This is a genomic window from Arthrobacter sp. BE255 (genome assembly GCF_031457335.1).
In the GTDB taxonomy this organism is placed as follows: domain Bacteria; phylum Actinomycetota; class Actinomycetes; order Actinomycetales; family Micrococcaceae; genus Arthrobacter.
This window is the reverse complement of sequence record NZ_JAVDWK010000008.1, coordinates 178,406-199,451: the sequence shown is the minus strand read 5'-3', so window position 1 is coordinate 199,451 and position 21,046 is coordinate 178,406. Positions and strand designations below refer to the sequence as shown.

20 protein-coding genes are annotated in these 21,046 nt (G+C 67.5%); 17 read left to right on the top strand and 3 right to left on the bottom strand.

All coding sequences use genetic code 11. From position 1 onward, the window contains the following. The first annotated feature begins 76 nt into the window (after positions 1-76). From J2X42_RS15140 to J2X42_RS15110, 7 genes are all read left to right on the top strand, one after another. Positions 77-559 (top strand): hypothetical protein, encoded by a 483-nt coding sequence (locus tag J2X42_RS15140; protein WP_310166490.1) that lies wholly within the window; start codon positions 77-79, stop codon positions 557-559. 167 nt (positions 560-726) lie between these two features. Then, entirely contained in the window at positions 727-1,302 is a 576-nt protein-coding gene (locus tag J2X42_RS15135; protein ID WP_310166488.1) for a hypothetical protein, read from the top strand. A gap of 165 nt (positions 1,303-1,467) precedes the next feature. Continuing rightward, the gene (locus tag J2X42_RS15130; protein ID WP_310166486.1) at positions 1,468-1,731 is read left to right on the top strand and encodes a WXG100 family type VII secretion target; all 264 of its coding nucleotides are present in this window, start codon (positions 1,468-1,470) and stop codon (positions 1,729-1,731) included. A gap of 108 nt (positions 1,732-1,839) precedes the next feature. Then, the gene (ligA, locus tag J2X42_RS15125; RefSeq protein WP_396134085.1) at positions 1,840-4,110 is read left to right on the top strand and encodes an NAD-dependent DNA ligase LigA; all 2,271 of its coding nucleotides are present in this window, start codon (positions 1,840-1,842) and stop codon (positions 4,108-4,110) included. Then, complete coding sequence (locus J2X42_RS15120; RefSeq protein ID WP_310166484.1) at positions 4,107-4,922, top strand: inositol monophosphatase family protein; 816 nt, start codon at positions 4,107-4,109, stop codon at positions 4,920-4,922. The genes ligA and J2X42_RS15120 overlap by 4 nt, the downstream gene beginning before the upstream one ends. Positions 4,923-5,013: 91 nt before the next feature. After that, positions 5,014-5,517 carry a GNAT family N-acetyltransferase gene (locus J2X42_RS15115; protein WP_310166482.1) on the top strand — a complete coding sequence of 168 codons (504 nt, stop codon included), beginning with the start codon at positions 5,014-5,016 and terminating at the stop codon, positions 5,515-5,517. A gap of 46 nt (positions 5,518-5,563) precedes the next feature. Then, positions 5,564-5,947: a RidA family protein gene (locus J2X42_RS15110; protein ID WP_310166480.1), complete on the top strand. Its 384-nt coding sequence runs from the start codon at positions 5,564-5,566 to the stop codon at positions 5,945-5,947. Positions 5,948-6,074: 127 nt separating this feature from the next. Here the strand turns inward: J2X42_RS15110 and J2X42_RS15105 are convergent, their stop codons facing one another. Beyond that, the gene (locus J2X42_RS15105) at positions 6,075-6,737 is read right to left on the bottom strand and encodes a response regulator (RefSeq protein WP_310166478.1); all 663 of its coding nucleotides are present in this window, start codon (positions 6,735-6,737) and stop codon (positions 6,075-6,077) included. Then, positions 6,730-8,442 carry an ATP-binding protein gene (locus J2X42_RS15100; RefSeq protein WP_310166476.1) on the bottom strand — a complete coding sequence of 571 codons (1,713 nt, stop codon included), beginning with the start codon at positions 8,440-8,442 and terminating at the stop codon, positions 6,730-6,732. Before J2X42_RS15100 ends, J2X42_RS15105 begins: the two co-directional genes overlap by 8 nt. A gap of 180 nt (positions 8,443-8,622) precedes the next feature. On the opposite strand from J2X42_RS15100, the gene J2X42_RS15095 reads away from it, so the two are divergent. The 5 genes from J2X42_RS15095 to J2X42_RS15075 all read left to right on the top strand — a co-directional run bounded on the left by J2X42_RS15095 (position 8,623) and on the right by J2X42_RS15075 (position 14,424). After that, positions 8,623-10,092 (top strand): CitMHS family transporter, encoded by a 1,470-nt coding sequence (locus J2X42_RS15095; protein ID WP_310166473.1) that lies wholly within the window; start codon positions 8,623-8,625, stop codon positions 10,090-10,092. Positions 10,093-10,237: 145 nt separating this feature from the next. Further along, entirely contained in the window at positions 10,238-10,534 is a 297-nt protein-coding gene (gene gatC, locus J2X42_RS15090) for an Asp-tRNA(Asn)/Glu-tRNA(Gln) amidotransferase subunit GatC (RefSeq protein ID WP_131132561.1), read from the top strand. A 3-nt stretch (positions 10,535-10,537) separates the two neighbouring features. Next, complete coding sequence (gene gatA, locus J2X42_RS15085; RefSeq protein WP_310166471.1) at positions 10,538-12,115, top strand: Asp-tRNA(Asn)/Glu-tRNA(Gln) amidotransferase subunit GatA; 1,578 nt, start codon at positions 10,538-10,540, stop codon at positions 12,113-12,115. Beyond that, entirely contained in the window at positions 12,115-13,623 is a 1,509-nt protein-coding gene (gene gatB / locus J2X42_RS15080) for an Asp-tRNA(Asn)/Glu-tRNA(Gln) amidotransferase subunit GatB (protein ID WP_310166469.1), read from the top strand. The genes gatA and gatB overlap by 1 nt, the downstream gene beginning before the upstream one ends. Positions 13,624-13,821: 198 nt before the next feature. Then, entirely contained in the window at positions 13,822-14,424 is a 603-nt protein-coding gene (locus J2X42_RS15075; RefSeq protein WP_310166467.1) for a hypothetical protein, read from the top strand. A gap of 38 nt (positions 14,425-14,462) precedes the next feature. Here J2X42_RS15075 and J2X42_RS15070 read toward each other — a convergent pair whose 3' ends face one another. Further along, positions 14,463-15,377, bottom strand: coding sequence for a LysR family transcriptional regulator (locus tag J2X42_RS15070; protein WP_310166465.1), 915 nt, complete (start codon positions 15,375-15,377; stop codon positions 14,463-14,465). A 138-nt stretch (positions 15,378-15,515) separates the two neighbouring features. Here J2X42_RS15070 and tdh point away from each other — a divergent pair, with 138 nt between their 5' ends. The 5 genes from tdh to J2X42_RS15045 all read left to right on the top strand — a co-directional run bounded on the left by tdh (position 15,516) and on the right by J2X42_RS15045 (position 21,046). Then, the gene (tdh, locus tag J2X42_RS15065; RefSeq protein ID WP_310166463.1) at positions 15,516-16,562 is read left to right on the top strand and encodes an L-threonine 3-dehydrogenase; all 1,047 of its coding nucleotides are present in this window, start codon (positions 15,516-15,518) and stop codon (positions 16,560-16,562) included. An 8-nt stretch (positions 16,563-16,570) separates the two neighbouring features. Next, positions 16,571-17,767, top strand: coding sequence for a glycine C-acetyltransferase (locus tag J2X42_RS15060; protein WP_310166461.1), 1,197 nt, complete (start codon positions 16,571-16,573; stop codon positions 17,765-17,767). A gap of 54 nt (positions 17,768-17,821) precedes the next feature. After that, complete coding sequence (locus tag J2X42_RS15055) at positions 17,822-18,937, top strand: FAD-dependent oxidoreductase (RefSeq protein ID WP_310166460.1); 1,116 nt, start codon at positions 17,822-17,824, stop codon at positions 18,935-18,937. Between the two features lie 11 nt (positions 18,938-18,948). Then, the gene (hutI, locus tag J2X42_RS15050) at positions 18,949-20,160 is read left to right on the top strand and encodes an imidazolonepropionase (protein ID WP_310166458.1); all 1,212 of its coding nucleotides are present in this window, start codon (positions 18,949-18,951) and stop codon (positions 20,158-20,160) included. A gap of 97 nt (positions 20,161-20,257) precedes the next feature. Next, positions 20,258-21,046, top strand: a complete 789-nt coding sequence (locus J2X42_RS15045; RefSeq protein ID WP_131132552.1) for a DeoR/GlpR family DNA-binding transcription regulator — start codon at positions 20,258-20,260, stop codon at positions 21,044-21,046.

The window sequence follows — 21,046 nt, the reverse complement described above, 5'->3', positions numbered from 1 at the left end:
ATTGCCGTCCGTACATCGTGTTATCCCGGCGACGGCGGGAGCGGCCGTTTTAGCGTTTTCGGTAGGCCTCTGCGCAGTGGCGCCTGCTAACGCTGAAACGTCCGAGCCAACTCCCACCTGCGGGCTGATCTGCCTTTCGGGTCCGTTCGGACCGGACCCGGAGAATCCACGCACTCCGCGTCCGAAACCGACCTCGCAGGAACCCTCCGCCCCGCCGGCACCCGCACCTCCCGCCCCGCAGCCGCCCGCGGAACCCGCCCCTGCGCCGGTTCCCACCCTGGCCCCGGGGCCGGGCGAAACCGCCGTCGAAGGGACGCCCCCGGCTGAGGCGACCACCAGTGCCCCGGCCGCCGCTGCGTCCCCCTCCACAGAATCGAACTGGAACAAGCCGAACACCAGGTCCGCCAAACCAACGCAGGCCGCCGCGGTCTCCACGGGCGACGGCCCCGGCGTCGGGGACCCCGGCTTGGTGACCATTGTGGCAGGGGTGCTGCTGATGGGGCTCGGCGGCCTGGCCTTCGCCTGGTGGGGCCGGAACAGGGTCTCCACCCACTACTAGAGTTGCAGTTTGGCCGCGCACTGCCGCCCGAAAACAGGCGCTAACGCGGGCTTATACGACGGAGGCCATGAATCCCGGGGATTTGCGGGCCGCCCGCGTGTTGTAGCAGACTACCGGGAACACTAGTTGCCGCGGAGGGGGTGCCGCGCGCTGTCGAAAAGGTAACGATGATCACGTCCTCCCCACTGCTTCGCGCCGTCCCAGCGACCGTTGTTGCTGTTGGCGTGGCGCTGGCGGTCGGCCTTGGCGCAGTGGGGGCCGCGCACGCCGAATCGCCGACGGCCGATCCAACGCCGACCGCTTGTACGTCATGTGCGCAGCCTACGACCGGGCCCGGAGAAGACCAGGGAAAACCGGATCCCAAGACCCCGCAGGAGCCCTCGGTCCCGGCCCAGCCGGCCGACCCTGCCCCTGCGCCGCCCGCCAAAAAGGCGCGGTCTGCCCCGGAACCGGAGCCCACCCTGGCGCCCGAACCCAGCGCAACCGTCGAGGAGACAACAACGGCAGAGGCCACTACAGCGCCGCCCAGCCCGACGCCGTCGACGGCCGGCCCGTCGACCGAATCCAACTGGAACAAGCCCATCACGAAATCTGCCAGGCCCACCCAGGCGGCGGCCATCTCCGGCAACGACGGCACGGGCCCCGGCGAAGGGCTCCTTCCCATCGTGGCCGGTGTCCTGCTTGTGGGCATAGGCGGAATCTCCTTCGCCTGGTGGAGCCGGAACCGCATCTCGGCCCACTGATTCCGCGCCGCCGTTGGCCCGCCCATGGGGAGTGGTGCATGGGCAGCGGTCCCCATCGACAGTGTTTTGGGGCCGGGATAGGTTCTAGGTAATGGATCTTCCGGATCAGCCGGGGGCCGCTGGGGATGCCGATCTGGATCGGATCCAAGACTAAGGAGAATACTCATGGCTTTGTGGGGCGCAGATGTAGAACAGCTCAGGACTCTTGGCACCAAGCTGCAGCATGGTGCGAACGAGATCGAGCAGCAGAAGAACAACCTGAACAACCTGCTGAATTCCACGCAGTGGTTGGGCCCGGACGCGGACGCCTTCAAGCAGCAGTGGAGCGGTGAGCACATGACGCAGCTGACCCGGGTCGCTGAATCCCTGAAGGAAGCCAGCCAGAAGGCCACGCGGAACGCCCAGGAGCAGTCGGACGCTTCACTCTAGCCACAGCAGCATTACCGACGGGCCCGGACACAACACAGTGTCCGGGCCCGCTGGCGTTCGCCACAGGGTCGCCGCCGCAATGTCCCCGGCATGAGGCAAGATAGGTCTGTGAGCACAGCACCCGGCCCCGCAGGACAGACAACCACCAGGACCGAGCCCGGATCGACCAATCCGGAAGTCGTCCCCTCCGAGTCCATGCGGGAGGAGTACGAGAACCTGGCTGACCTTGTCAGGAAGTACAGGTTTGCCTACTACCAGGAAGACGCGCCCCTGGTCTCGGACGCCGAATTTGATGACCTGTTCCGCCGGCTGGAGGAAATTGAGGCCCTGCACCCGGAACTGGTGGCCAACGATTCCCCCACGCAGGAGGTCGGCGGCGAGGTCTCCGCCGCGTTTGCCGCCGTCGAACACCTGCAGCGCATGTACAGCCTCGAGGACGTCTTCTCCCTGGAGGAGCTGGAAGCCTGGCTCGCCAAGGCCGAAGCCTCCGTTGCGAAAATCGGCAACGGCACGGCCGGGCCTGCCTGGCTGACCGAACTGAAGATCGACGGCCTGGCCGTCAACCTGCTGTACCGCGACGGCAAACTCGTGCGCGCGGCCACCCGCGGTGATGGTTTCACGGGGGAGGACATCACGCACAACGTGCTGACCATCAAGGAGATCCCGCAGGAACTCAGCGGAGACGGCTTCCCTGCCGAAATGGAGGTCCGTGGTGAAGTTTTCATCCCGTCCAAGGCTTTTGCGGAATTCAACGAAGCCCTGATCGAAGCGGGCAAGGCACCGCTGGCCAATCCACGGAACGCCGCTGCCGGCTCGCTCCGCCAAAAGGACCCCGCCGAAACCGCCAAGCGTCCGCTGCGGATGTTCGTCCACGGCATCGGTGCGCGCGAGGGCCTCGACGCGCTCAGCCAGTCGGAAACGTATGCGCTGCTGGAAAAATGGGGCTTGCCCGTCAGCCCGTACTTCGAGGTCCTGGGCAGCCTGGCGGATGTCCTCGGCTTCATCAGGAAGTACGGTGACCAACGGCACAAGCTCCTCCACGAAATTGACGGCATCGTGGTCAAAGTGGACGACTTCGCCACCCAGCGGGCGCTGGGATTCACCTCGCGCGTGCCGCGCTGGGCGGTGGCGTACAAGTACCCGCCGGAGGAAGTGCACACGAAGCTCCTGGACATCGCCGTCAATGTCGGCCGGACCGGGCGCGTCACACCGTTCGGCGTGATGGAGCCGGTCAAGGTGGCCGGCTCCACCGTGGGGATGGCCACCCTCCACAACCAGGACGTTGTGAAGGCGAAGGGCGTCAAAATCGGTGACATTGTCATCTTGAGGAAGGCCGGCGACGTCATTCCGGAAATCGTCGGCCCCGTGCTTGCCCTCCGGGACCAGCAGGATCCGCCGGTCCGCGACTTCGTGATGCCCACCGAATGCCCCTCCTGCGGAACCCCGCTCGCCCCCGGAAAGGAAGGGGACGTGGACATCCGCTGCCCCAACGCCAGATCCTGCCCGGCCCAGCTCCGGGAACGTGTCTTCCATCTGGCCGGCCGGGGCGGGTTCGACATCGAGGCGCTCGGTTGGGAAGCCGCCATCGCCCTCACCCAGCCCGCCGAGCCCGATGTCGCTCCGCTGACTACCGAAGCGGCCCTCTTCGACCTCACCCCGGAGTCCCTGGCGGATGTCCGGATCAGGCGTGAAAAGCGCTCCAGGGGCGTGGCCACCGGCGAGTTTGAACTGGTGCCGTACTTCTGGAGCAAAGGCACAGCCAAGACGCCCTCAAAGCCCACCGCCACCACCGACAAGCTCTTCCGGGAACTGGAGAAGGCCAAGTCCCAGCCGCTGTGGCGGCTGCTGGTGGCGCTCTCCATCCGGCACGTGGGCCCGCGGGCCTCCCGGGCTCTGGCACAGGCCTTCGGCACCATGGACGCCATCCGGCAGGCCTCCGAAGAGGAACTCGCGCACGTGGACGGCGTCGGCCCCACGATCGCCGCAGCCCTCAAGGAATGGTTTGCCGAAGACTGGCACGTCGAAATCATCGACCGCTGGGCTGCCGCAGGGGTCCGGATGGAGGACGAACGGGACGAATCCATGCCGCGCACGCTGGAAGGCCTGACGGTGGTGGTCACCGGGTCGTTGCCGAACTTCAGCCGGGACGAGGCCAAGGAAGCCATCCTTCTCCGGGGCGGGAAGGCTGCCGGTTCCGTCTCCAAGAACACCAGCTATGTGGTGGCCGGCGAAAATGCGGGCACCAAGCTGGACAAGGCGGAGCAGCTCGGGGTTCCCGTGCTTGATGAGGACGGGTTCCGTGAGCTCCTGGCCAACGGACCGGCCGCTGCCCCCGTTGCCGAAACAGAGGCCGGCGAACCTGGCGAGGCGTCCGAATGAGCCGTCCGGACCCCGCCGAGCTGCTGGCGGTGGCCCGGCAGGCTGCGGCCGCAGGGGCCGCCGTCCTGGCGTCACGGAACGGGGATGCACTCGGCGTCAGCAACAAGGGCGACGCCGGGGACTGGGTCACCGCCTACGATGTCGCGGCCGAGGACGCGGTCCGCCGCGCCATCACGGCCGCGCGGCCACAGGACACCATCACGGGCGAGGAACACGGGACCACCCGCCCGGATGCGCCCAGCGGCTACCGCTGGTCCATCGACCCGCTGGACGGAACCACCAACTTCATCCGGAACATCGTCTACTACGCCACCTCGGTGGCGGTGGCCGATCCCGACGGCGTCTGGCTGGCCGGCGTCGTGCACGCACCGGCACTGGACCGTGTCTACTACGCCTCCCGCGGGAACGGCGCGTGGCTTGAGGCGCGGGGCCGTGTGACCCGGCTGGAAGGCCCGGTGGCCGGGCGAAAGGGCCAGATCCTCGCCACCGGATTCAGCTATGATCCCGCCGTCCGCGCGCAGCAGGCCGCTGCCCTGGGCGGACTCATGGACGGCTTCGCGGACGTCCGCCGCCTGGGTTCCGCCGCCCTGGACCTGTGCATGGTTGCCGACGGCACCCATGACGCCTTCGGCGAACGCGGCCTCAACGAACACGATTTCTCCGCCGGTGCGCTGATCGCCGAGGAGGCGGGCTGCTGGGTCCGGCGGCCGCGGCTGACCAGCCCGCTGCGGGGAGGGCCCAAGGACAGCGACCGGCTGGCGGCCTGGACCTGTGCCGCGAGCCTGGAGCTGTCGGGCAAGTTCCCGCTGTGACCTGACCGCCGCGTTATGACGGAGTGATAGGTCAATCACGGAAAGCACGCTTTCACGCACCGGCGCGGGTGGCCGCCACTAGCATTGTCAGGTGCAGCCGCAGATAACCATCCGTCCCGCCGTCGAGGCCGATTTTGACGCCATTGCCCGTATCACCAGGGACTCCTACCTCGCCGCGGGCTACTTCGACAGCCCGGACCACCCGTACATGCGGCAGGTGCAGGAAGTCGCCGAGCGGGCGGCGAAGGCCACCATCTGGGTGGCCGAGCGCGACGGACAGGTGGTTGGCTCGGTGACCCTGGCGGTCGCCGGCGAGCCGTATGCCGACATCGCCCTGGCCGACGAACTGGAATTCCGGATGCTCGTGGTGGACCCGGCAGTGCAGCGCAGCGGTGCCGGCAAGGCCATGGTGGAAGCGATCATCGGCCACGCCCGGTCCCTGGCCGGCATCAATGCGGTGGCGCTCACCACCGGACGGACCTGGGAGAGCGCCCATGGGCTCTACCGGAAGACCGGATTCCAGCGCGTCCCGGATCGTGACTGGTTCGTCCCCGGGACCGACATAAAGCTGCTGGTTTACCGGCTGGACGTTTAGCCGCCCTAGAGTGGTGCCGACTCATTTCAGGACTGAAAGGCCCACCATGCGCAAAACATTCGGCACCGGCTCCGTCTGGGAACAGACCCTCGGCTACTCCCGCGCCGTCCAGGTGGACAACACGCTCTACATTTCCGCCACGGCCGCCAGCGGCGAAGACGGCATTGTGGGCGAGGACTTCTACACCCAGACCCAGTTCATCCTGCAGAAGCTCGGCACCGTCCTGGCCGACGCCGGCTTCAGCTTCGCCGACGTTGTGCAGTCCAAGCTCTACGTGACGGACATCAGCAAGTGGGAAGAAGCCGGCCGTGCGCACGGCGAAGTATTCGGCGAGATCCGCCCCACCCTCTCCCTGGTGCACGTCCTGCCGTTCCTGGACCCGAAGATGCTCGTCGAGATTGAACTCGTAGCCCAGAAGAGCGCCAGCTAAAGCCCACCCAGCGTCCAGCGTCTCTCCCCTTTCCCGCGCGAACGTACACTTGGGGCCCTTAACCTGCGGGTTATTAGGGCCCCAAGTATACGTTCGCGCTTAAGGGGTGGGGGCGGGGGGCGGACGGTCAGGACGTCGGGAGGCCGTAGCGGTGTTCCGGGCGGCCCGTGGTCCCGTAGCGCAGCTGGATGTCGACGGCGCCGTCGTCGGCCAGTGCGGACAGGTACCGCTGCGCGGTGGCGCGGGATACGCCCACCCGGGTGGCGACTTCGGCGGCGGAATACTGCTCACCCGGCACCAGCGATTCCAGGACTGCGGCTTCCGTGGCGGACCGGGGCCTGGCCGACGGCGCCACGTCGCCGGGAATGAGCGCCCGCTTCGCGCGTTCCACCCCGTCCTGGTCCAGCGCGCCCGCCTGGCCCAGGATGCGCCGGTACCGGGCGTAGGACCGGAGCTGCTGGGACAGCGATTCCGACGTAAAGGGCTTGAGCAGATACCCCAGGGCTCCCCGCCGGAACGCCACCCGGAGGGACGTGGCGTCCGACGCGGCGCTGAGGATCATGGTGTCCACGTCCAGCTGCTGCAGCAGGTCCAGCCCGGACCCGTCCGGCAGGTAGACATCGAGCAGCACCAGGTCCGGGCGCAGGCTGTGGATCGCCTGCAGCGCCAGCGACGCCGTACCCACCGGCGACAGCGCCAGGAACCCCGCCACCGAATCCACGTACGCGGCGTGGAGCTTGGCGACGTGGAAGTCGTCGTCCACAATCAGCACCCTGAAATCCTCAGGCATCGTTGTCCCTTCCAGCTAAATCATTAATCCCCGCCGTGGTCCGCGGGAGGGACGCCATAAAAACGGCGCCCGGTCCGCCGGCGGACCCCGGCTCCAGTACCTTGACGTCCCCGCCGCGGCGCCGGGCAAGCTGACGTGCCAGGGCGAGCCCCAGCCCCTGGCCGCCGGCCCGCGCCGGCACGGACGCCCCGGCCGCCGTCGTAAATCCTTCCGCGAACACCGCTTCGGGGTCCGTCCCGCTGCCCAGCCCGTCGCCGGAGTCAGCGACGACGATGTGCAGGGTGCCGCCGTCATCGCCCGGTTCATCCAGGACCTCCAGTTCCACCCAGCGGTCCGTCGACGTGCCGGCGACGGCGGCGTTCACGGCGTTGTCGATCAGGTTGCCGAGCACGGTGGTGACGTCCTGGGGCTCAATGACCTGGCCCCGGACCAGGGTTTCCGGCCCGATCCGGAGCGTCACGCCGCGTTCGTCGGCCTCCACCCCCTTGGCTCCGACAAACGCCTGAAGGTAGGGATCCTGGAGCAGCTCGGCCTGGTCCACCGGGAACTTCAGCGGGCCCGTCGCAGCCAGCCGCGCCAGGTACTCCCGGGCCTGCTGGTGCTGGCCGATGCTCATAAAACCCGCGATCGTGTGCAGCTGGTTGGCAAACTCGTGGCGCTGCGCCCGCAGCGCCGTGGACATGGTGCCCACGGCATCCAGCTGCCGGGTGAGCTGCTGCAGCTCGGTGCGGTCCCGCAGCATCACCACCCAGCCCAGGTCCTCGCGCCGGTGCAGGGCCTTCCGGGCACTGGCCACCAGCACACGCCCGCCCGCCACCAGCTCAATGGCGTCCGCCTCCTCAGCGTCCGGCAGCGTCAACGCCTTCAGCTGGCCAGGCACCGGAGCGTCCGCCCACAGCGACCCGGCCAGGTCGGGCTGCCCCAGGAGCCGCTGCGCCGCGGCGTTGAACACGCTGATCCTGCCGTCCGCGGACACGCCGATCACGCCGTCGTCCACGCCCTGCAGCACCGCCACCTGGTCGTGGACCAGGGTGCTGATCTCCTCCGGTTCCAGCCCCAGCGTCAGCCGCTGCAGCCTGCGCCGCAGGAGGAAGGACGCCAGGACGCCCGCCAGCAGGGCCCCGGCAGCCGTGACCGCAACAGGCCCGATGTCCCGTTGCACGCTCTGGCCCACCGTTTCCATGGAGTAGCCCACACTGACCTCGCCCACCACGGTGTCCGTGCCGGGCGCGTACACCGGAACCTTGGCCCCGGCCGACGGGCCGAGCGTGCCCGTGTTGCGGGTGGTTACCTCCTCGCCGGCCAGCGCTTCGGTGGGATCCGTGCTGACTTTTTCGCCCAGGCGGGCCGGGTCCGGGTGGGCGAGCCGCAGGCCGGTTTCGTCGGTGATCACCACAAAAAGTGCCCCGGTCCTTGTCCGTGCGGCTTCGGCGGCGGCCATCAGGGGACCGGCGGCGAGTTCTCCGGGCGGGGGAGTGCCGGCCTGCTGGCTGATCGCCAGCACCTCGGCGCGGACGGACGGGTCCGAGGCCACAGTCCGCGCCAGCGTCAGGGCCTGGTTCTCGGCCTCCCGGCCGATCCTGTCATAGGTCAGCCAGGCATGGACCGCCGCGCTGAGCAGAACCACAAGAAGAACCACCCCCAGCTGCAGGAGCAGCGTCTGGGTGGAGAACCGCAACGGCGGCCGGGACGCGGAACGCTGCATGATCCTCCTTGATTCGCGGTGTGGCCGGCCGGCGGAAGGCCGTGAGCACAATGCGCAAAATGCTCGCAATAAGCAGTATGCCAATCAATTGAGGCAAAGGCACAGCGGTGACGGCCGCCACTATAACGTCTGTAGCACGCGTCACACCGTTGTGTCGCCGTTCACACGAAGGAGCCGGCCGTGCTGGTATTACTTGGATTCGCAATGATCGCGGTATTCATGGTGCTGATCATGACGAAGAAGTTGACGCCAGTACTGGCGCTGATCATCGTCCCCACCGTTTTTGGCCTTTTTGCAGGCGCCGGACTTGGCATCGGCGACATGGTCCTGGACTCGATGAAGTCCATGACGTCCACCGCAGCCCTGCTGATGTTCGCCATCATCTACTTCGGCCTGATGATCGACGTCGGGCTGTTCGACCCGCTGGTGAAGTTCATCCTCCGCAAGCTCGGCAACGACCCCGCCAAGGTAGTCCTCGGCACCGCGATCCTGGCCGCCGCCGTTTCCCTGGACGGCGACGGTTCCACCACCTTCATCCTCACCACCGCGGCCATGCTGCCGGTCTACCTGCGCCTGAAGATGAGCCCCGTGGTCCTGACCTGCGTGGCCGGCCTGGCCAACGGCACCATGAACATCCTGCCCTGGGGCGGCCCCACCGCCCGCGCTGCCACCGCCCTCAAACTGGACGTCAACGACGTCTTTGTCCCCATGATCCCGTCCCTCATCGCCGGCCTCGTTGTGGTCTTCGCCTTCTCCTGGCTGCTGGGCCTGCAGGAACGGAACCGCCTCCGCGCCACCGCACCGGAAATCTGGGGCGTACCGGATACTGCTGAAGAGTTCGACGGCGGCACCGCCGCTTCCTCCGCCGGAACCGGACGCACGGGCTCACGTACCCCCGGAACCGGAAGCCCCGCCGTCGACGGTTCCCCCGCAGGGTCCGGCGTTGCCGTCCTCGAGCGCACCGAAACCCTCGTGGACGACCACGACACCGCCATGGCCGACACGGCCCTTGACCCCAACCGCTCCACGCTGCGGCCCAAGCTGTTCTGGTTCAACCTGGGCCTGACCGTGGCCGTCATGGTGATGCTGGTGGCTGACCTCGTGCCGCTGCCGTTCGTCTTTATGGTCGGCTCGGCCATCGCCCTCGTGGTGAACTTCCCGAAGGTCAAGGAGCAGGGCGCGCAGCTGATCGCCCACGCACCGTCCATCGTGGCAGTGGTCAGCATGGTCATGGCAGCGGCAGTCCTGACAGGTGTCCTCAAGGGCACCGGCATGGTGGAAGCGATGTCCGCCTGGCTGGTCCAGATCATCCCTTCCGACATGGGCCCCTTCATGGCGGTGATCACCGGCGTGCTCAGCATCCCGATGACGTTCTTCATGAGCAACGACGCCTTCTACTTCGGAGTCCTTCCCGTGCTGAGCGAAACCGCAGCCCACTACGGTGTCAGCGCCGCCGAAATGGCCCGCGCCTCGATCACCGGCCAGCCGTTCCACCTGCAGAGCCCGCTGGTTCCGGCCATCCTGCTCCTGGTCTCGCTGGCCAAGGTGGACCTTGGCGACCACCACAAGAAGGTGCTCTGGCGCACAGCCGTCATCTCCCTCGTAATGCTTGGTGTGGGAATGCTGACTGGAGCCATCGGAATCGGTTAGTCTTGTCCTGCCTGTGGCTGGCCCTCGTGGCCGGGACCACGGCACCGACGTGCCCGTCTGACGCCCGCTGGGGGTCGTCAGACGGGCACCGACGTTTCCCCACTAGACTGGTTCGGAAAACAATCCGAACTTGCAGGGGAGATCCATGGCTGCGATCAACCGTGACGACGTCGCGCACCTCGCGCGGCTCGCTCACATCGAAATGAGTGCTGACGAGCTGGACAGGATGGCCGGCGAACTCGCCGTCATCGTTGATTCAGTGAAATCCGTGAGTGAAGCTGCCGGCGACGACGTCCCGGCAACCTCCCACCCGATCCCGCTGACGAACGTGTTCCGCGAGGACGTTGTGGGCCATACCTTCACGGCGGAGCAGTCCCTGAGCGGCGCCCCCGACGCATACGAAGGCCGCTTCAAAGTTCCGGCCATCCTGGATGAGGACTGACACATGACTGACACCAACGAACTCATCCGCCTCTCCGCGGCCCAGCTGGCCCAGAAGCTCGCTGCCGGCGAAGTCACCTCCGTCGAGGTCACCCAGGCCTACCTGGACCGCATCGCAGCAGTTGACGGCGGCCCCCGCGGCGTCCACGCCTTCCTGCACGTCAATACCGAGGAAGCGCTCGCCGTCGCCGCCGACGTTGATGCCATCCGCGCCGCCGGCGGCGCTGCCGCCGCAGAGCTCCATGAGCTCGCCGGTGTGCCCATCGCCGTCAAGGACCTCATCGTCACGGTCGGCCAGCCCACCACGGCCGGCTCCAGGATTCTCGAAGGCTGGCACAGCCCCTACGACGCCACAGTGGTCAAGCGGCTGCGCGACGCCAAGATGCCCATCCTGGGCAAAACCAACCTGGACGAGTTCGCCATGGGCTCCTCCACGGAGCACTCTGCGTACGGTCCCACGCGCAACCCGTGGGACCTGGACCGGATCCCGGGCGGCTCCGGCGGAGGTTCGGCTGCCGCCGTCGCCGCCTTTGAAGCACCCCTTGCCCTGGGCACGGACACCGGCGGATCCATCCGCCAGCCGGGCGCCGTCACCGGCACAGTGGGCGTCAAGCCCACCTACGGCAGTGTCTCCCGCTACGGGGCCATCGCGATGGCCTCCTCGCTGGACCAGATCGGGCCTGTCTCCCGGACCGTGCTGGACTCGGCGCTCCTGCACCAGGTCATCGGCGGCCACGACCCCTATGACTCCACGTCCCTGCCGGACCCCCTCGAGGACCTCGTCGCCGCCGCACGGCTGGGAAACGTGGACGGGATGAAGATCGGCATCATCAAGGAACTCCACGGCGAGGGCTACCAGGCCGGCGTCGAGAACCGTTTCAACGAATCGCTGGAGCTGCTCAAGCAGGCCGGCGCGGAAATCGTTGAAGTGTCGTGCCCCAACTTCAAGTACGCGCTCGGCGCCTACTACCTGATCATGCCCTCGGAGGCCTCCTCCAACCTGGCCAAGTTCGACGGCGTCCGGTACGGCCTGCGCGTCCTGCCGAAGGATGCGCCGCTCACCATCGAACGCGTGATGGGTGCCACCCGCGCCGCAGGCTTCGGCGACGAGGTCAAGCGCCGCATCATCCTGGGCACCTACGCCCTGTCCGCCGGCTACTACGACGCCTATTACGGCTCGGCCCAGAAGGTCCGCACGCTGATCCAGCGTGACTTCGAGGCAGCGTTCGCACAGGCCGACGTGCTGATTTCCCCGACGGCCCCCACCACGGCCTTCAAGCTGGGCGAGAAGCTGAACGACCCCCTGGCCATGTACCTGAACGACGTCGCCACCATTCCGGCCAACATGGCCGGCGTTCCGGGCCTGTCCCTGCCGGGCGGCCTGGCGGACGAGGACGGGCTGCCCGTCGGCATTCAGCTGCTGGCTCCGGCCCGCCAGGACGCACGCCTGTACCGGGTGGGTGCTGTCCTTGAATCCCTGCTTGAGGCCCAATGGGGCGGACCGCTCCTGGCCCAGGCCCCGGCCCTGGCCACCTCGGTGGCCGGGCCTGTCGAGACCCTCGAAACCCAGGAGGCAAAATAATGAGCGTTGACGCAACCCTGAGCTTCGAAGAGGCCATGGAGAAGTACGATCCCGTCCTGGGGTTTGAGGTCCACGTGGAACTCAACACCAAGACCAAGATGTTCTCCTCGGCCCCGAACGTCTTCGGCGACGAGCCGAACACGAACGTCAACGAGGTGGACCTTGGCATGCCGGGCGTGCTGCCGGTGGTGAACCGGACAGCGATCGAGTCCTCCATCAAGATCGGCCTCGCACTGAACTGCAAGATCGCCGAGACCTGCCGCTTCGCCCGGAAGAACTACTTCTACCCGGACACCCCGAAGAACTTCCAGACCTCCCAGTACGACGAACCCATCGCGTACGACGGCTACCTGGACATCGAACTGTCGGACGGCACCGTCTTCCGCGTTGAAATCGAGCGCGCCCACATGGAAGAGGACGCCGGGAAGCTGACCCACATGGGCGGCGCCGCAGGCCGCATCCAGGGTGCCGACTACTCGCTGGTTGACTACAACCGTTCCGGCGTTCCGCTGGTGGAGATCGTCACCAAGCCGATCCAGGGCGCCGGCAGCCGTGCTCCCGAGCTGGCCAAGGCCTACGTGGCCGCTGTCCGTGAGATCGTCAAGAACCTCGGCGTCTCGGACGCGAAGATGGAGCGCGGCAACGTCCGCTGCGACGCCAACGTGTCGCTGCGCCCGCACGGCCGCGAACGCTTCGGCATCCGGTCGGAAACGAAGAACGTGAACTCGCTGCGCGCCGTCGAACATGCCGTCCGCTACGAGATCCAGCGCCACGCCGCCGTCCTGGACTCCGGCGAGCCGGTCATCCAGGAAACGCGCCACTGGCACGAGGACACCCGCTCGACGACGTCGGGCCGGGCCAAGTCCGACGCCGACGACTACCGCTACTTCCCGGAACCGGACCTGGTGCCGATCGTCGCTTCCCGCGAATGGGTGGAGGAACTGCGCGCCACCCTGCCGGAGCCGCCGGCCGAGCGCCGCAAGCGCCTGCAGGCCGACTGGGGCTACTCGGACCTGGAATTCCGCGACGTGGTCAACGCCGGCGTCATGGACGAGATCGAGGAAACCATCGCCGCCGGAGCCACCGCCACGGTAGCCCGCAAGTGGTGGATGGGCGAGATCGTGGGCCGCGCAAAGAACGCCGACGTCGATCCCGGCCAGCTGGGCGTCCAGCCCGCCACCATTGTTGAGCTGAACAAACTGGTCGAAGACGGCAAGATCAACAACAAGATGGCCACCGCGGTCCTGGACGGCGTCCTCGCCGGCGAAGGCACCCCGGCGGAAATCGTCGAGAAGCGCGGCCTGGCCGTTGTCTCCGACGACGGCCCCCTCCTGGAGGCCATCGACGCCGCACTCGCCGCGCAGCCCGACGTCGCGGACAAGATCCGCGCCGGCAAACTGCAGGCCATCGGCGCGATCGTGGGCGGCGTCATGAAGGCCACCCGCGGCCAGGCCGATGCCGGACGCGTCAAGGAACTGATCCTGCAGAAGCTCGGCGTCGAAGGCTAAACCGCCTGTTTTAACCCAACCGGGTCGCAGCAGATGTCGTTATGAACGCTCATAAAGGCATCTGCTGCGACCCGGTTCGGGTTTAAGTAGTACTCACATTCCGCAGGCCGCAAACTACCCGTATTCAGCGGCGGTTCCCGGTTCTACACTGAAGATCCAGGGCACCGGAGCCCTGCCCGTGCTGTGGGAGGAATGGCCATGTCGGTCCAGGAACCGTTGAGAATCCGCAAAGCACTGCTCGCCGGTGTGGTGGCGCTGGCCCTGACCGGCACGGGCGTCGCGATCGCCTGGTCCGCCACGGACTCGCCGTCGCCGTCCCCCTCGGACTCCGCCCCCGGAAAACCCGACAAGGCCCAGCGCCCGCAGCACCTGCACAGCGAAAGCGTGGTGAAAAAGGCGGACGGCACGTTCGAAACGGTCCTGAACCAGCAGGGCGCCGTGGAATCGGTCAGCGAATCCTCGGTCACGGTAAAGAGCGAGGACGGCTTCACGCAGAGCTATGCCGTCAACGCGGACACCAGGATCATCAAGTTCCCGGCCCCGGCCGCGGACGGTTCACCGGCTAAAGGCGACGACGGCAAGCGGCTGAAGCCTGCGGAGGTCGCCATCGGGGAGATCGCCACGGGTGAGTCGGTCAGGGTTTCCGGCGTCAGGAACGGGGACTCGGTCACGGCGAAAAGGATCGTCGAGGGCTTGGGAACGGGGCCGGGACTGGGCCTCGGTAAAGGCATGGGCAAAGGGCTCGGGAAGGGCCACGGTCACGGGCTGGGCAAGCCAAAGGACCGTGGAACTGACGGCTGAACCTGCGCCGTTCGATCGCCCTTCTCAACCAGGTAGCGCTATGGGCCCTGGTCCACGAGCCCGGTCATGATCGCCTGCAGCGCCTCGCACACAATCATCACCGAGCGGCGCTTCAGGTTCTCCGGGCGGGCCAGGATATCGATGCGCCGCCTGGTACTGATGCCCTCGAGCGGCCGCAGCACAATGCCTGGATTCAGGACCGGCCGCGCCGTGTGCCGCGGCAGCAGGCCCACCACGCCGCCCGCCGCCACCAGCGCGGCCACAGTGGAGTAGTCGTTGATCCGGTGGACGATGTTCAGTTCCTTGCTGGAGACGGCCGCGACGGCGGACAGGACGTCCGCGGGGGAGTAGCCGGTGTGGCTGGTCACCCAGGCTTCACCCACGACGTCGGCCGCGGTCACCGTGTCCTGGCCGGCCAGGCGGTGGTCCGCCGGGAGGGCAACGTCCAGCGGTTCGTGCGCCAGCGGGATCACGGCCACCCGCTCCGCCGGCCACCGCGGACTGTGGTCCATGCGGTGCGCCAGCACGAGGTCGTACCGGGCCGTCAGGGCGGGAAAGTCGTGCTGCGCCACGTCCTCGTCGGAGAGCTGGATCTTCGGCTGGCCAGGCTCGTCCAGCATCCGCGCGAGCGGCGCGAACAGCGCCTGGCCCACGCTGTGGAACCCGCTGAGCGTTACCGGCGCCATAGGAGACCCGTGATAGGCGCCGATCGCCGTCCGGGCATCGGCCATGGCGCTGACGACGGCGGCACCGGCGTCGGCGAGGACCTGGCCGGCTTCGGTGAGCACCAGGTTCCGGCCCTCCTTCCGCGTCAGCGGAACCTCGACGTTGCGCTGCAGCAGGGACAGCTGTTGGGACACGGCGGAGGGCGTGACCATCAGCGTCTCGGCCACAGCTTTGACGCTGCCCAGGGCCCCGAGCTCGCGGAGGATTTCCAGCTGGTGAATTTCCATCCGCCCAGTCTATGCCTAAGTAAATGCTTCATCGTCGATTGAGAAAATACTGCTTGTGCTAATGCTTTGAAGTGGCTCTAATGAAGGAAGATCTCCGCCCGCAGCACGCGAGGCGGCCGCCCTGAAGTGAGGAAGCCAATGAAGGCGCTCTACAAGTCCGGCGCACACGCCGGGTTCGAACTGGTTGACCGCCCCGAGCCGGAAACTGGCCCCAACGATGTCAAAATCCGCGTCCTCACCACCGGCATCTGCGGAACCGACCTGCACATCCAGTCGTGGGACTCCTGGGCGCAGGGGATCATCGCGGCGCCGCTGATCGCCGGCCACGAATTCTTTGGCGAAGTGGTGGAAACCGGCGGGGACGTCCGGGACGTCAAGGTGGGGGACCGGGTATCCGGCGAAGGCCACGTGGTCTGCGGGATCTGCCGGAACTGCCGCGCCGGCCGCCGGCACATGTGCATCCACACCGTGAGCGTTGGCGTGCAGCGCGACGGCGCCTTCGCCGAGTACGTGGTCATCCCAGAAACCAACGTCTGGGTCCACCACGATCCCTCCATCACCCCGGAACTTGGCGCCATCTTCGATCCGTTCGGCAACGCCGTCCACACGGCGCTGAGTTTTCCGCTGGTGGGCGAGGACGTCCTGATCACGGGGGCCGGCCCCATCGGACTGATGGCCATCGCCGTGGCCCGCCATGCCGGTGCGCGGAAGATCGCCATCACCGACGTCTCCACGCCGCGGCTTGACCTGGCACGCCGGCTGGGCGTGGACCTGGCCATCGACGTGTCCACCACCCGGGTCAGGGATGCCCAGCGTGAACTGGGCATGCGGGAGGGCTTTGACATCGGCATGGAAATGTCGGGCCACCCCACGGCGCTGCCTGAGATGATCGAGAATATGAACCACGGCGGCCGCATTGCCATGCTCGGCCTGCCCAGCCAGGACATCACCATCGACTGGGGCAAGGTGGTCACGCACATGCTGACCCTGAAGGGCATCTACGGCCGGGAAATGTACGAAACCTGGTACGCCATGAGCGCCATGCTGTCCTCCAACCCGGTGCTGCACGCCGGCATCTCGGCCGTGGTCACGGACAGGCTTCCCGCCCGGGACTGGGAAAAAGGCTTTGACATTGCCCGCGCCGGCGCCGGCGGAAAAGTTGTCCTCGACTGGACCGAACTCTAAGGAGCACCATGTACACCTCCATCAAGGACCAGCTGCAGAACGAGCTGGACGACATCCGCACCGCCGGGCTCTTCAAGACCGAACGGAGCATCAACTCCCCGCAGTCCAGCCACGTCACCGCCGGGCAGATCGGCCAGCCAGGCTCCACCGTCCTGAACTTCTGCGCGAACAATTACCTGGGCCTGGCCGACCACCCGGACATCATCGCCGCAGCCAAGGAAGCCATGGACAGCCGCGGCTTCGGCATGGCCAGCGTCCGCTTCATCTGCGGCACCCAGGACCTGCACCTGGAGCTGGAAGCCCGGGTGTCCAGGTTCCTCGGGACCGAGGACACCATCCTGTTCTCCAGCTGCTTTGACGCCAACGGCGGGGTCTTCGAATCCCTCTTCGGGCCGGAGGATGCCATCATCTCCGATGCCCTCAACCATGCCTCCATCATCGACGGAATCCGGCTCTGCAAGGCCCAGCGCTTCCGCTACGCCAACCAGGACATGGCGGACCTCGAGGCAAAACTCCTCGAAGCCAAGGATGCCCGCCGCAAGATCATCGTCACCGACGGCGTGTTCTCCATGGACGGCTACCTCGCGCCGCTGGAGGCCATCTGCGACCTCGCCGAGAAGCACGACGCCCTGGTGATGGTGGACGATTCCCACGCCGTCGGGTTCATGGGTGCCACCGGGGCCGGCACCCCCGAGCACGCGGGAGTGTCCTCCCGCGTGGACATCTACACCGGCACGTTCGGCAAGGCTTTGGGCGGGGCGTCCGGCGGCTACGTGTCCGGCCGCAGCGAAGTGGTGGCCATGCTCCGCCAGAAAGCGCGCCCGTACCTGTTCTCGAACTCCCTGGCCCCCGCGATTGTCGCGGCCACCATCAAGGCGCTTGACCTGGTGGAGAATTCCGGTGACCTGCGGACCCGGCTGTTCGAGAACGCCAGCCTGTTCCGCCGCCGGATGACCGAGGAAGGCTTCGAACTCCTGGACGGCGAACACGCGATTGTGCCCGTGATGTTCGGGGACGCCGTGATGGCTGCCAAGGTCGCTGACCAGATGCTCCAGCACGGCGTCTTCGTCACGGCGTTCAGCTTCCCGGTGGTGCCGCGCGGTGCCGCCCGGATCCGGGTGCAGCTTTCCGCCTCACACTCAGCGGACGACGTCGAAGCGTGCGTGGGAGCATTCGTCGCCAGCCGTGCCGCGGTAGCAGGCTGAACCCCGCCGGCCAGGACCGGCGCGGCAGTACGCCAACTCTGCAAGGATGGAGCCATGGCAGCTCATTACGATGTCCTGATTGTCGGCGGCGGCATTGCCGGACTGTCCCTGGCCTCCGCGCTCGCCGGCAGCTGCAGCGTGGCGCTGGTGGAGGCGGAGCAGGAGCTGGCGTACCACACGTCCTCCCGCTCCGCCCGGCAGCTGATCCCCAGCTACGGTCCCGCCGTCGTGCAGGATCTGACGGTCCGGACGCTGGAACTGATAGCCGGGCGGGACGCGGAACTGCCCCGGCCGGTCCTGTCGCCGCGCAGCTTTATGCTCATCGGCACGGAAGAGTCCGTCCGCGCCGAGGCCAGCGGGCACATGCGCGCCATTTCCGTGGCTGAAGCGCTGGAGCTGTGTCCGGCGCTGGTGCCGGACTCGTTTTCCGCGGCCGGCCTGGACACCGGATCCTTCGGCTGCGACGCCCCGCTGCTGCTGGCCGACCACCGGCAGCGGGCGGAAGCCGCCGGTACCGACATCATCACCGGTGCCCGGGTGCACTCCGCCCAGCGGCTCGGCTCGGGCTGGGAAATCGGCGCCGGGCAGGAGGCCTTCCAAGCCGGGGTCCTGGTCAACGCCGCAGGCGCGTGGGCAGACGAGCTCGCCGTCATCAGCGGCGTGGAAAAGCTCGGACTGCAGCCCTACCGGCGCACCGCGGCGATTGTCGACGTCGAGCATCCGCTGCCCGAGCGCAGTCCCATGGTGGCGGCAGCGGACAACACGTTCTACTTCCGCCGCGAGGGCACCGACGTGCTGATCTCGCCGTCGGAAACGGTCCCCAGCGGGCCGGAGGACGCCAGGCCGCGGCCCGGCGACGTCGAGCGCCTGATCACCAAGCTCAACCAGGTGACCACCCTGGGGATCCGCGGAATCCGCAGTGCCTGGACCGGGCTTCGGACCGAAGCTGCCGACGGCGTCCCGGTGGCCGGATTCGACGCCGAGGCACCCGGGTTCTACTGGCTCGCCGGGCAGGGCGGTTACGGGTTCCAGACCTCGGCGGCCATGGCCGAACTGGCAGCCGCCCAGATCCTTGCAGGGCAGGGTGCCGGACACGGCGGGAGCACGGACAGTCCGGCATTCCGGACAGCGGAGGCGCTGGCCGCCACGCGCTGGTCCATCCGGCGCTGAAGAATGGTCTCATGAGCACACTGATCACCAATATCGCCGAGCTGATGACCCAGGACCTGGAACACCGGGTCCTGAAAAACGCGGCCATGGTGATCGAGGGGGAACGCATCGCCTGGCTCGGCCCCGCCGCATCAGCGCCCGCGGCCGACGACGCCGTGGACGCCGGCGGCCGGGCGGTACTCCCCGGCTGGGTTGATTCCCATTCGCACCTGATCTTCGCGGGGGACCGCACCGCCGAGTTCGAAGCCCGGATGGCGGGGGAATCGTACGCGGCCGGAGGAATCGCCGTGACAGTGGACGCCACCCGGCGCACGTCCGACTTCGACCTCACCAGGCTGGCCATGGCGCGGGTCTCCGAGGCCGTATCGCAGGGCACGACGTACCTCGAAACCAAGACGGGCTACGGGCTGGACACCGAGCACGAGGCCCGAAGCGCCCGGATCGCCTCCACGGTGGCCGACGAAGTCACCTACCTCGGCGCCCACCTGGTTCCTGCCGGCTCCGATGCCGATGCCTACACCGACCTCGTGTGCGGGCCCATGCTGGACGCGGTCCGCCCTTATGTCCGCTGGGCTGACGTGTTCTGCGAGGAAGGTGCCTTCACCGCGGAGCAGTCGCGCCGTGTGCTTCAGGCCTGCCGGGACGCCGGCCTGGGCATCCGTGTCCACGGCAACCAGCTCGGCGAGGGCCCCGGCGTGCAGCTGGCGGTGGACCTGGGTGCGGCGAGCGTGGACCACGTCAACTACCTGTCCGGCCAGGACGTGGCCTCGTTGGCCCAAAGCTGGTCCGGCTGGGATCCCGCAACGGGAACCGGTGCGCGGGGAACCGTGGCCACCTGCCTTCCGGCCTGCGATCTGTCCACCCGGCAGCCGCTGGCCCCGGGGCGTGAGCTGCTGGATGCCGGTGTGCAGCTTGCCCTGGCCTCCAACTGCAACCCTGGCACGTCCTACACCAGTTCCATGGCCTTCTGCGTATCCACGGCCGTGCTCCAAATGCGGCTCAGTGTCCACGAGGCGGTCCGCGCCGCAACGTACGGCGGCGCGCTGGCGCTGCACCGGGACACCGGGAACGACGCCGACGGCGAACGGGCGGTGGGTTCGCTCGCCGTCGGGCACCGGGCCGACGTGCACGTGCTCAACGCGCCATCAGCCACCCATCTCGCCTACCGCCCGGGCATGCCGCTCACGTACGCTGTGTGGCGGGCGGGTGCACGGGCCCGCTGACCTCGGTACTCATTTTTTGACGTTTAGTGATCGATTTGGTCTGATATGATCATTAAGCGTCATTATCTGGTGACGGTTTGATCGCTGAGAGGCCCCCATGACCCGTACCGACCGCCTGACGGCCATCCTGGACATCCTCGCCAAAACCGGCCAGGTGGAGGTCGAGGAGATCGTCTCCCAGCTTGCGGTGTCGCCCGCAACTGCCCGCCGCGACCTGGACAGCCTGGCCAAGCGGCGGCTGCTGACCCGCACCCGGGGCGGGGCCACCACCGGCGCCCTCGCCTACGACCTGCCCGGGCGCTACAACCGCGACGACCACGCCGAGGCCAAGGAAGAGATCGCCCAGGCAGCTTCGGCCCTGATCTGGCCCGGGGCCGTGATCGGACTCTGCGGCGGCACCACCAGCACCGCCCTCGCCCAGATCCTGGCAACCCGCGAAGACCTCAACGCCCCCGCGAACCAGCCCACCCTGACAGTGGTCACCAACGCCATCAACATCGCCTCGCAGCTGGCCGTGCGGCCCAACATCAAGGTGATGGTGACCGGGGGCATCCTGAATCCCCGGTCCTACGAGCTCGTCGGCCCGTACACGGACATCATCATGCAGAAGGTGGTCCTGGATATCGCGTTCATCGGCGTGAACGGCATCGACCCCGAGGTTGGTCCCACCAATACCGGGGAAGGCGAGGCTTCCGTGAACGCGCTGCTGGCCAGCCGGGCGCGCGTCTCCTATGTGCTGGCAGATTCGTCCAAGGTGGGTATCCGGGCCTTCGCCACCATGGACGGGTACGACTTCACCCGCCTCATCACGGACGCCGGGATTTCAGCCGAGGACAAGGCCGCGTTCGAGGCCAACGGCACCGAAGTGATTGTGGCGCCGCACTAA